Source organism: Roseburia sp. AM59-24XD, from assembly GCF_003478445.1.
In the GTDB taxonomy this organism is placed as follows: domain Bacteria; phylum Bacillota; class Clostridia; order Lachnospirales; family Lachnospiraceae; genus Jutongia.
This window is the reverse complement of record NZ_QUET01000053.1, coordinates 1-7,489: the sequence shown is the minus strand read 5'-3', so window position 1 is coordinate 7,489 and position 7,489 is coordinate 1. Positions and strand designations below refer to the sequence as shown.

Genomic DNA, 7,489 nt, shown 5'->3' with positions numbered 1-7,489 from the left:
CAATGCTTTGATAAATACGCATCCGCACGACTGAGCCCCATAGGTGGGCTCAGCTATTTCGGACGGCACGCTCCCGCTACCACTGCACCACGCAGCGGTACATAACGCCCCGGATGTTCGATGGAGTATCTATATCATTTGCAAAATCCGGGGCGTAAGTACCGGCGGGTGCAAGTGCCTTTCGAAACATCTGATTCCCACCTTGGGGTGAGTACGGCAGGATGCGTTTATCGAAAATCAAAGCAGCAAAGCAATCAGATTTTTCGAAATCCGTAAGTGACAAGACAATTTTTAGTCATAGCTCACGGATTTGCAATATATTGGCAGGCAAAATATGATTTCTAAATAACCGGACATAGGAAATATTATGGGCGAATTACCATCCTTGGTATGAGAAGTCTTAGAAGCTTCTATATCAAACGATCATTTCCAGAGCCCCGGCTCGTAACCAAGCTCCTTCGCCATCGCCATATCGGAGTCGATCGACATTCCGCCTGTCATCAGAAAATCTCCTGTGATCGCCGCATTCGCCCCGGAAGACAACGCGCGCTTTCCGTGGTCTGCAAGATAAATCCTTCCTGCCGCCAGACGGATCGATGCATCCGGCAGAAGAAAACGAAATACCGCCACAGTCCGGCAGAATTCCTCGTTCGTCATCGGCTTCCGATCCTCAAACGGCGAATCCTTGATCGGATTTAATACATTGACCGGAATGGACTTCACGCCCAGCTCCCGCTCCATCAGCGCAAGCTCGATCCGGTCCTCCATACTCTCTCCGAGGTTGATCAGACAGCCGCTGCAAAGCGTCAGCCCTGTAGCCCGTGCAGCCCGAAGCGTTGCCATCTTGTCATCCGTGCTGTGTGAGGAGCATACCCCGGTGAAAAATGTTCTTGAGCTCTCCAGATTATTATGAAGTCTGGTGATCCCTGCCTTCCTTAACATCTCACAGTCCTCCTGATCCAGAAGGCCAAAGGAACAGCACACCGCAATGCCGGTTTCCTTCCGGATCCTTTCAATGTCCTGTACGATTTTTCGGACATCATCCTTCGGAAGTCTCCGGCCGGAGGAGACAAGATCACAGCGCACAACGCCCTTTTGCGCCATGTACGCAGCCTCCTCAAGCATCTGATCCGAGCCGATCAGTGTATGCGGCTTTACCTCTACTTTATCGTTAAAACAGGACTGCGGACAGAATTTGCAGTCCTCGGAGCATTTTCCACCCTTTACATTGATACAGCTGCAGATATCAAACACATTTCCGCAGAAATGCTTTCTGATCTCATCTGCCGCCTGACAAAGCTCGTCTAAATCCGCCTCTGCCAGAGTCATCGCCTCTTCCTTTGTGATCTCTTTCCCGTCCATTACCTTTTGTTTTAATTTCTGAACCATGTCTTCATCCTCCATTTCGCTTTCTATTTTATACAATCCCCGCCGGAATTACAATCAGACCGCTTTTCCCCGGTTTACCGTCCCTCTTCATCACTTTCCTCATACGTCCCTTTTCTCTTGCAAAATATCAGCCGCAAAGGTAAAATTAAAATATCGAAAAGATATTCACGGCTTCAGAAAGGAATGGTTATCATCATGAAACAGACAGTGAACGAAAAGATCATCAATGTGGCAAACGGCAGGCAGAAAGCAGATCTTGTCCTGAAAAATGCCAACATTATAAATGTATTTACGGAGAGTATCGAGACCGGTGACGTTGCGATTGCAGACGGTATGATCGCCGGCATCGGAAGCTATGAGGGTGTGACCGAAAAGGACATGACCGGCAAATATATCTGTCCCGGATTTATTGACGGACACATCCATCTCGAAAGCTCGATGGTCGCACCGACAGAGTTTGAGAAGGCGGTTCTTCCGCACGGCACGACTGCAGTGATCACCGATCCTCATGAGATCGCCAACGTTGCCGGCAGCCGGGGCATCGACTTTATGCTCAAATATACCGAGGACATGACAATGGATGTGTTCTTTGTCGTGCCATCCTGCGTTCCTGCTACAGCACTGGATGAATCCGGTGCCTGCCTGGAAGCGGAGGATATCGCTCCGTTCTACAGCAATCCGCGCGTGATCGGTCTTGCGGAAATGATGAATTCCTTTGGTGTTAATCAGGCGGATCCTGCCATCTTAGATAAGATCCACGTCACACTGGAGCACGGTGGCATTATTGACGGACATGCCCCTCTTTTGTCCGGTCGTGAATTAAACGGCTATGTTGCTGCAGGCATCCGCTCCGATCATGAATGCTCCAATGCAGACGAAGCAAAGGAAAAGTTTGCCCGTGGTCAGTGGATCATGATCCGCGAGGGTACTGCCGCCCACAATCTGGATGCCCTTCTTCCGTTGTTTGAGGCTCCATATGCACAGCGGATCATGCTGGTCACCGATGACAAGCATCCGTGCGATCTTCTGCGTGACGGTCACATTGATGCTATTGTCCGTAAAGCCGTACAGAAGGGTGTCGATCCGATCCTTGCGATCAAGGCAGGCACCTTCAACGCCGCAGCTTATTTCGGTCTGAAGGATAACGGTGCCATCGCTCCCGGTTACCACGCCGATATTGCGATACTCGATAACCTGACTGATCTGAATGTGCTGGAGGTTTACAAGGACGGCGTGCTTGCCGCCGAGAACGGCAAAAGTCTTGTTGAATCCTCTGTCCCGGAAATGGTACAGTCCGTGACCGACCGCGTTTACCATTCCTTCCATGTTGATCCGGTTCAGCCGGAACAGCTTGCCATGGAAAAGCTTGGAGAGCACATCCGTGTGATCGACCTGAACGCCCATGAACTTCTCACCGCCGAACGGATCGCTGACTGCACCTCACAGTCCGGCTGTGCCGCCGGAGTCAATCTCACCGAGGATATTGTTAAGATTGTTGCTTTGGAGCGCCACAAAAACACCGGTCACATCGGCAAGGGCTTCCTTGGCAGATACGGTCTTAAGAAAGGTGCCGTTGCTACCAGCGTCGGACACGATTCCCACAACCTTGTGATCGCCGGAACCAATGATGCGGATATCGCCTGCGCCGCCAACCGCGTGATCGCAAACGAGGGCGGTCTTGCCATCGCACTGGACGGACAGATCGTTGCCGATCTGCCGCTGCAGATCGGCGGACTGATGTCCACACTTCCTCTCGAGGAGGTCGATGCCCGTCTGGAGGCCATGAAACAAATTCTTGCAGACTGGGGTATTTCCGGTGAGATTGATCCTTTCATGACGCTGAGCTTTGTCAGCCTTCCGGTTATCCCTGCTCTGCGCCTGAATACATACGGCGTCATTGATGTAAACGCACAGAAGGTTGTGAAGGCTTCCTTCTGATTCTGCAATATAACATAAAAGGTTATCGATGATGCCATGTTCCGGTAATGACGGGGAAGATATTTTCTTTGCCAACACGGTGGTGAAAGATGGTTCGGATAAATCCGAACTGCTTCAATTATTTTTACGAAATGATTCCTTTGAGGATGCAAAATTCCCGGAATTAAGTAAAGCTGTGAAATATTTCAAAGAGACGGAAGGAGGTTTGGGAAAAATGTGTAAAACTGTAGAAGATTATGCGAGGAATTACGCAAAAGACTACGCAGAAGAACGTGCAAAAATCAGTCGCGAAGAAGGACGCTCTGAAGGTCTGGCGGAAGGACGGTTAGAGGCAATACGCAAAATGCTGGGTAGCGGAGTATCCCGCGACATGATCCTTTCTATGGATACTCCGAAGTCGAACTGCAAGCCGTTGAAAAGGAGCTGCTCACACAGGTGTGAGCCACGCAGTCATCAACACCTTAAAATAATAACTTGATTTCTTAATGGGTATGTAAGCCCATATTAGTGTGAGTCTTATAAACAGACGTTGCCCGGGTGGCGGCCGCTAATATGGCGGTACCCATTTTTATTTTCTGCATAAACAAGAAAACACCGCCGACCGGAATCATCCGATCGACGGTGAAATTATTACACAACTTATGAGACAGCTTTACGCTGCATACTCAAAGCTTCTCCTGGAATTACTGAAGAAGTGACAGAACACCCTGATTTGCCTGATTAGCCTGTGCAAGCATAGACTGACCAGCCTGCTGAAGGATGCTGTTCTTTGAGTAGTTAACCATTTCTTCAGCCATATCTGTATCACGGATACGAGACTCAGCGGAAGTGGTGTTCTCAACAACGTTATCCAGGTTGTCGATGGTGTGCTCAAGACGGTTCTGAACAGCACCGAGTGCGGAACGCTGTGCAGAAACAGTTGAAATAGCATCTGCAATTGCATCAATCGCATATGTTGCAGCAGATCCATCCTCACCGGCTACGCTGATGCCCTTAATTCCAAGACCGGCTGCGGACATTGTATCAATATTAACATTGATCTTGTTGGTCATATCAGCATCTGCACCTACATGCAAACTGAAAGAAAGACCATTATCTACAGCTACCTTGCCCTGTGTAATCACAAACGTACCATCGCCATTATTTTTTACTTCTGACAATGCATCAGAATCAGCTCCGATATCGCTTGCTTTTTTCAAAGCATCAGCCATCTTGCTGTATGCTTCATTAAGAGAAATCTCATTTTTAGACTCACTAGCAGCCGGAAGAACATAATATGTGGTTGTATCAATCTTAACAGTAGTTCCACCTTCAATCTTACTTGCTAAATCATCAGCTGTAATATCAGTTCCAGCTGTAGCCGTTTTCAATGTATATGCTGTCGTATTGCCTTCTGCAATGTCACCTATTGTTACAGTTTTTCCTGCATCAGCAGCTTTAATTGCCTCTTTAACTTCGTCAATCGTCTTAGCTTCAATAGTGCTTCCTGCCGCACCGAAAATAGTCTTTCCATTTACTACACTTCCTGCCTGTATAACATCCGCATTCGTTTTTTTTGCAGTTGTACCGTCCCCATCTTGATACCAACCAGCGGCAGTTACCTCTTTGCCATTAACATCTTTATCTTTAGCTGCATAATAAGTGTAAGAGGTTCCATCAGCCATTGTTGCCTTAGCACCTGACGTATATGCATCAGCAATCGCCGTCTTTGCATCCTTATAATCATTTTTATCAGCATCCGGAACAATTGTATACTCTGTTCCTTCAATCGTAACCTTGCTTCCTACTTTTAATGCATCTGCTGTAAATGTAGCAGTACCATTTCCATTGTCGGTAAGCTTTCCGGCAAGACCAGCGTCATGTGCATTGAGTGTCTTTGTTCCCTTTGATCCATCTCCCTTTAACAGGTATGTCTCATTGAACTTTGTTGTCTCAGAGACACGGTCAATCTCAGTTGTAAGCTGCGAAATCTCATCCTGGATTGCCTGACGGTCAGATGTAGAGTTTGTGCCATTTGCAGCCTGTGTAGCCAGCTCGTTCATTCTCTGAAGCATTGAGTGAACCTCTGTCAGAGCACCCTCAGCTGTCTGTACAGAAGAAACACCATCCTCTGCGTTGGTGGATGCCTGGTCAAGACCACGGATCTGCTTTCTCATCTTCTCGGAAATGGTAAGACCTGCTGCATCGTCTGCTGCACGGTTGATTCTGTAACCGGAAGAAAGCTTCTCTGTTGACTTAGAAAGGGAGCCTGTTGTCAGACCCAGCATTCTGTTTGCGTTCATCGCCGTAATGTTGTGTTGTACTATCATAATATTATCCTCCTTGTTCCACGTTTGTGGTTTATGATTTGTTGTCCTCTGGAACTCCGTTTCCCGAGGGTGTTATCTATAACAAGCAGAAGTCCCGGGTGTGTTTCTGCCTATTACCATTTTAATGGGACGTTTGTCATGAGCTTTCGCTGTCCCTGTGTTCCACCGGTTCTATTTGGCTGTATCGCCCTGATGGCGTTCATTCCAAAGAATCCGTTCGATCTCCTTCTGCGCCTTGGCAGAAATCTTCTTTTCCGGATAATAGGTGTCTTTTCTTCTCTCCGGATTTTCTTCGATGCTGCTTCTTACGATCGGTACCTCCTTCGGTGCATCGATCATCAGTCGTCCCTGTCCACCGCTGCCTCCTACATAGACCACGCGAATGTCATCACCGATATTTACATACTGTCCTTGTTTTAATGATAATTTCAGCATGATATACCTCCCTGTAACCTCGTGCAATTCCTTTATGCTACGTTTTGTATACTTTATATCGTCATGGTGTTAATAACCTTTAACATATTTTTCTGATTATGCTACATTTTGTGACTTTTCAACAATTTATTTGTCAAATAATATACATAATAACCAAAATCATTTGAGGGATATTTCGTCCTCTCGAACGGTTTTTGTACCTTTATGCAACTATTTTCGTTAATATTTCACTAATCGTCCAACAATAACTTGTGTATTTGCTACACTTTGTAACATCCGCGTTAATAGGGAGAAATATACTTATCGAAAAGAAGGCGGTGTTTGCAATGAATCGTGAATTACTCTCACAGAAATTAAAAGAATTAAGAATCGTAAATAATTATACGCAGGATTATGTTGCGGCAGCTCTCGGCGTTGTCCGCCAGACCTACAGCCACTATGAGACCGGCAGGCGTGTACCCGATGCGGAAGTTTTATATAAGCTTTCGGGACTTTATAATATTTCTGTGGATGACCTGCTTCATATAACGATGGATGTGGATCGCGATGAGTCGTATGATGCCCCTGTGCCGTCTGCTTCAAGCACCGAGCTTTCTGAATATCTTGATTTTTATAATGAACCTTCGAACCGTAAGAAATATATGTTTGCCACTCCTATCGAGAAGGAGCTTCTTTACCATTTTAAGAAAATGAGCGAAGAAGATCGGAATGAAATGATTGAAATCGCCAAGATCAAGGCACGCAAGAATCCCGAAAAGGAAAAGTAAGATTATGATGTGAACAAATTTAGATATATGTTTTTATAAAATCAGTTCATAAAAATAAACCGCCGTTTAAAATCCCTATCGGCGGTTTATCTATTATGCTCTCAGATGCTCCGTGAACCTCCGACAGTCTCAGTATTGCACTGCCGTCTGCATTCCCTTTCCGGCGATAATGCGGCGGATGTCTCCTTCTGCACCCGCTTCGACAGTATACGCAGCCCACTGTGTGCAGACTGTGACAGCTTACCTGTAACGATAATCTGCATTGGAAATTATTTTCAATGCGTTTATCTGTACCATTATTCTAAGGAGCTGACCACATATTATCAATATGTTTTTTGCACAAAAATAAAATATTATTTCTCGAAGACAACCAACGTCAACCGCCTTGTCATTCGAGTAAATATGTAACTAAGACTTCCCATATCAAGGATGGAAATCCGCCCATAATATTTCTTATGTCCGGTTGCTTGCAATGGCATTTTGCCTGCCAATGCATTAAAAATCCGTGAACTGTGACTAAAAAATTGTCTTGTCACTTACGGATTTCGAAAAGACTAATTGCTTTGCTGCTTTGATTTTTGATAAACACATCCTTCCGTATTCGCCCCAAGGTGGGATTCGGATGTTTCGAGAGGCACTTGCACCCGCCGG

At 46.3% G+C, this 7,489-nt stretch carries 6 protein-coding genes; 3 read left to right on the top strand and 3 right to left on the bottom strand.

The annotated features are described in order from the left end of the window. Window positions 1-423: 423 nt before the first annotated feature. Entirely contained in the window at window positions 424-1,389 is a 966-nt protein-coding gene (bioB, locus tag DXA20_RS15650; RefSeq protein ID WP_118562037.1) for a biotin synthase BioB, read from the bottom strand. Window positions 1,390-1,584: 195 nt separating this feature from the next. Between bioB and ade the strand changes: the two genes are divergently transcribed. Further along, on the top strand, window positions 1,585-3,327 hold the full coding sequence (ade, locus tag DXA20_RS15645; RefSeq protein ID WP_118562039.1) for an adenine deaminase: 1,743 nt from the start codon (window positions 1,585-1,587) through the stop codon (window positions 3,325-3,327). A gap of 28 nt (window positions 3,328-3,355) precedes the next feature. After that, a complete protein-coding gene (locus DXA20_RS15640; protein WP_118562035.1) occupies window positions 3,356-3,805 on the top strand; it encodes a hypothetical protein in 450 nt (149 codons plus the stop codon). Between the two features lie 205 nt (window positions 3,806-4,010). Here the strand turns inward: DXA20_RS15640 and DXA20_RS15635 are convergent, their stop codons facing one another. Both DXA20_RS15635 and DXA20_RS15630 read right to left on the bottom strand, forming a co-directional pair. Then, window positions 4,011-5,636: a flagellin N-terminal helical domain-containing protein gene (locus DXA20_RS15635; RefSeq protein WP_118562033.1), complete on the bottom strand. Its 1,626-nt coding sequence runs from the start codon at window positions 5,634-5,636 to the stop codon at window positions 4,011-4,013. Window positions 5,637-5,807: 171 nt separating this feature from the next. Then, window positions 5,808-6,071, bottom strand: a complete 264-nt coding sequence (locus DXA20_RS15630; RefSeq protein ID WP_022306197.1) for a carbon storage regulator — start codon at window positions 6,069-6,071, stop codon at window positions 5,808-5,810. A gap of 326 nt (window positions 6,072-6,397) precedes the next feature. Here DXA20_RS15630 and DXA20_RS15625 point away from each other — a divergent pair, with 326 nt between their 5' ends. Beyond that, window positions 6,398-6,838 carry a helix-turn-helix transcriptional regulator gene (locus tag DXA20_RS15625; protein ID WP_022306198.1) on the top strand — a complete coding sequence of 147 codons (441 nt, stop codon included), beginning with the start codon at window positions 6,398-6,400 and terminating at the stop codon, window positions 6,836-6,838. The last annotated feature ends 651 nt before the right edge of the window (window positions 6,839-7,489 follow it).

Bases quoted from the DNA above. Each gene is read 5' to 3' on its own strand.
- DXA20_RS15625 (WP_022306198.1), top strand. From the start codon at position 6,398: ATGAATCGTGAATTACTCTCACAGAAATTAAAAGAATTAAGAATCGTA.
- DXA20_RS15640 (WP_118562035.1), top strand. From the start codon at position 3,356: ATGATGCCATGTTCCGGTAATGACGGGGAAGATATTTTCTTTGCCAAC.
- DXA20_RS15635 (WP_118562033.1), bottom strand. From the start codon at position 5,636: ATGATAGTACAACACAACATTACGGCGATGAACGCAAACAGAATGCTG.
- DXA20_RS15630 (WP_022306197.1), bottom strand. From the start codon at position 6,071: ATGCTGAAATTATCATTAAAACAAGGACAGTATGTAAATATCGGTGAT.
- ade (WP_118562039.1), top strand. From the start codon at position 1,585: ATGAAACAGACAGTGAACGAAAAGATCATCAATGTGGCAAACGGCAGG.
- bioB (WP_118562037.1), bottom strand. From the start codon at position 1,389: ATGGTTCAGAAATTAAAACAAAAGGTAATGGACGGGAAAGAGATCACA.